3 protein-coding genes and 1 pseudogene are annotated in these 3,610 nt (G+C 72.2%); 1 reads left to right on the forward strand and 3 read right to left on the reverse strand.

Annotated features, from left to right (window positions below; translation table 11 throughout):
• Positions 1-1,070: glycosyltransferase family 1 protein (locus VOI19_RS16275; RefSeq protein ID WP_323794013.1), on the forward strand; the 1,070-nt coding region annotated here is incomplete at its 5' end.
• Here VOI19_RS16275 and VOI19_RS16280 read toward each other — a convergent pair.
• From VOI19_RS16280 to VOI19_RS16290, 3 genes and pseudogenes are all read right to left on the reverse strand, one after another.
• Positions 1,059-2,153 carry an LOG family protein gene (locus tag VOI19_RS16280; protein WP_323794014.1) on the reverse strand — a complete coding sequence of 365 codons (1,095 nt, stop codon included), beginning with the start codon at positions 2,151-2,153 and terminating at the stop codon, positions 1,059-1,061. The two genes, VOI19_RS16275 and VOI19_RS16280, sit on opposite strands and share 12 nt — an antisense overlap.
• Positions 2,154-2,190: 37 nt before the next feature.
• Positions 2,191-3,045 (reverse strand): serine protein kinase RIO, encoded by an 855-nt coding sequence (locus VOI19_RS16285; protein WP_323794015.1) that lies wholly within the window; start codon positions 3,043-3,045, stop codon positions 2,191-2,193.
• 143 nt (positions 3,046-3,188) lie between these two features.
• Positions 3,189-3,610, reverse strand: a pseudogene (locus VOI19_RS16290) (histone deacetylase); the annotation flags it as partial.

A 3,610-nucleotide genomic window follows, 5' to 3' on the forward strand; every position in this document is an offset into this window, starting at 1 on the left:
CCGTGCGCCGGGTGTTGGAGCACCTCGCCGCCGAGGGACACCACGCAGAGCTGGTCGCCCCGACGGGGCCCGAGACCTATGCGGGATTCAGGGTGCGCCAGGCCCGTGGTGCCTCCCTGCCGTTCTACAAGGACTTCAAGGTCGGGTTGGAGACCCGCCGTCGTCTGCGCCGCGCCATGCTGCGCTTCCGGCCGGACGTCGTCCACATCGCCTCGCCGGCCACGCTGGGCTACCAGGCCGCCAAGGCGGCCGCCGAGCTCGGCATCCCCACGGTCGCGATCTACCAGACCGACCTCGTCGGGTTCGCCGAGCGCTACGAGGTGCCCGGGGGTGCTCGCGCGATGGCAGCGCTGACCCGGCGCATCCACACCAGGGTCGACCGCACCCTCGCGCCGTCCTCAGCGAGCCTCGCGCAGCTGCGCGAGCTGGAGATCCCTGACACGGCCCTGTGGCCTCGCGGGGTCGATCTCGAGCAGTTCCACCCCCGCCACCGCGACGAGTCGCTGCGTGCACGGCTGGCGCCCGACGGAAGGCTGCTGGTCGGCTACGTCGGCCGCCTGGCGCCGGAGAAGGAGCTCGACCTGCTGCGGGTGCTCGATGCCGACCCGCGCTACAGCGTCGTCCTCGTCGGGGCGGGGCCGGAGGAGCAGCGGCTTCGCACCCAGCTGCCAAGAGCGACGTTCCTCGGTCTGCTGCACGGCGCCGAGCTCGGGGCCGCGTACGCCTCGCTCGACGTCTTCGTGCACACGGGCCGCCACGAGACCTACTGCCAGTCCGCCCAAGAGGCGCTCGCCGCGGGCGTGCCCGTGGTCGCCCCACGCGCGGGCGGGCCGATCGACGTCGTCGACGACACCGTAGCGGGCTACCTCTACGAGCCGGGGGACGCCGCCGAGCTGGCGTCGTACGTCGACCGGCTGGCCACAGACCCGGCCGCTCGTCGCCGGATGGGCCTCGATGCACGACGCAGCGTCGAGGACCGGTCGTGGGCGTCGGTCAACCGGGCGCTGGTCGACCACTACCGCGACGTGGTCGGTGCGCGGCGTGCCGAGGGGTTGCGCTCAGTCGGCTGAGCCGTGCTGCTCGACGAGTGCCGCGGCCTCCTCGGGCGTGTCGACGAGGTGCACCATCGACTCCATCACCCGGCCGCGGGCCAGCGCCTGGAGGAGAGGCCAGACCGGCAGCGTGTCGGTCCAGTAGGTCCGGCCCACCAGCACCATCGGGGCAGCCGAGACCTCGTCGGCGTAGTAGTTCTCGCACGCGTCCTGGAAGATCTCCTGCACGGTGCCACCTGCCCCGGGGAGGAAGACGATCCCGGCGTCGCAGATCTCGAGCAGGATCGCCTCGCGCTGCGCGTTGTCCACGAACTTGGCGATCGCGGTGGCGAACACGTTGGGCGGCTCGTGACCGTAGTGCCAGGTCGGGATGCCGAGGGTGTCCTGCGGCGACACCTGGGCCGCCGCCTGGCGCCCGGTCGACACCCAAGCGTCGATCGAGGGGACGAACGACGGCGTCCGCGCCAGGACCTCGAGCGCTTCGGTCAAGGCCTCGGCGGGTGCCGCGGACAGTCGGGCGCCGAGGTTGGCTGCCTCCATCGCGCCGGGCCCGCCACCGGTCGCCACGGTGCGCGAGGCCCCCAGCAGGGCGCCGAGCCGAGCGGCGTCGGCATACCCCTCGCTGCCGCGCCGAAGGGCGTGGCCGCCCATCACGCCGACCAGGTGGCGGCCGCGCACCCACGTCGCCAGCGCCTCGTCGATCGCGTGGTCGTGCAGCGCCGCGGCGAGCAGGTCGTCGCGACCAGCGCTGCGCTGGGTCCAGGAGTAGGCGCGGGCGTCGAGGGAGTCGGCGTAGCGCGGGGTGTCGAACAGCTCGTCGGGGGAGTAGAGACCGGGGCGGTAGACCTCCAGCGGCGACGCCCCGATCTCGGGGAGCACCAGGGCGCCGCCGGCCTCCAGGTGGTCGGCGTAGCCGTTGTCGAAGCGACAGCCGAGGAACGTCGCCCCGGAGACGTCGCGGGCAAGGAGGTTCGCTCCCCGCCCGCGCAGGTCGAGGCCGTGCACCCGCCAGGCCCGCAGGGACGACGTCCCGGCCTCGAGGCGTCGATCGAGGTCCTCGAGCGTGTCGACCCTGACGACTCGTCCGTGTGTGCGCTTCACCGCGCCACCCTAGCCAGGGCGGCCTGTTGGAGCTGTGTCAGAACGCGTGTGCCACCAGGTCGCCGAAGAGGTCGTGCTCGTCGACCGAAGCCAATCCCTTCTGCCGGAACCAGGCGCAGATGTTGGTGCAGTCGCGCATCAGGAAGTCCATGCCGTTGAGGTTGCCGACGAGGTCGACGACCTGTGGCAGGTCGATGATCACCAGCCGCTCGCCGACGGCGAGGATGTTGTAGGCCGACAGGTCGCCGTGCACGATCCCGGCCTGCGCCATGGTGGCCATCGCCTCGCGCAGCTGGTCGAAGTACGACGCCAGCAGGGCCGGCTCCGGCCGGGTCTGTGCCAGCCGGGGCGCCGTCTCGCCGTCGTGGGTGATCCACTCCATCAGCAGCTCGGTGCCGTCGATCTGCACCGGGTAGGGGACCGGCAGGCCGAGCTCGGTGAACCGCCGCAGGGCGTCCCACTCCGAGACCGCCCACTCGCCGGCGGCGACGAGCCGGCCGAAGGTCGACTTGCGCTTCACGGCGCGCTCGTCGCGTGAGCGCTTCATCGACCGGCCCTCGGTATAGCTGGCCGAGCGGTGGAACGTGCGGTGCTCGGGGGAGCGGTAGCGCTTCGCGGCCATCACGACTCCGCCCGCGGGGTCGAGGGGGTCGGCGCGCTCGAGCAGGAAGACGTCGGCTTCCTTGCCGGTCTTGAGGATCCCCAGCTCGGTGTCGATCGCTCCCTGGGAGGTCACGACCCAGTCGGGCCGGGGCTGCGGGCCGCGGCAGAGCGGCTCGACGTCGAGCCAGGTCGACCAGCGCTGGTGGTCGTCGAGGTCGTCGTAGGGGGTGTAGTCGAAGGAGAAGTCTGACTCGGTCAGGAGGTCAGGGGTGTGCTCCGGTGAGGACATCGGTGGTGGTGCTCGTTTCGTGAAGGAGGTGGTCGGCGGGCAGGCCGGGGACAGTCATGGACATGTCAGCTCCTCTCGAGGCGCACCGGCTGGTCCGATGTCTGTGACCAGCCTGGGGGAGCGCGCGGGGTGACGCAACCGATTTACGCGTCGGCCTCGATCGCAGCGGCGAGGGCGGACGCCGTCCAGTCGGGTCCGATGCCGCGACAGGTGAGCAGGTGCTCGGCGGCCTGCGACGCCGTCCAGCCGTGGCTGGCGAGGAGGCCTCGACCCATCACTCGCACGTACGCCGCCGTCGGCGCGCGGTAGTCGAGCGGAGCCGACGCGGGGGCGGTGAAGGTGACGACGGGCACGTCGTCGATCGCGTCGACGACGTGCAGGGTCTCGTAGCGGCCCTCGCCGTACGCCCACGACCGGTGCCCGCCGAGGACAGCGAGATCGAGGTCGGTGCCGGGCGGGCGGTGCATCTCCTGGGCGACCACGTCGCTGAACTGCTCGTGGGTCAGGAGGTAGGCGCGCCCAGGACTGGTGCCCGGCTCCGACGGGGCGAGGAACGCGACCCCGC

Origin of the sequence: Nocardioides sp., assembly GCF_034670285.1 — a bacterium.
Classification (GTDB): domain Bacteria; phylum Actinomycetota; class Actinomycetes; order Propionibacteriales; family Nocardioidaceae; genus Nocardioides.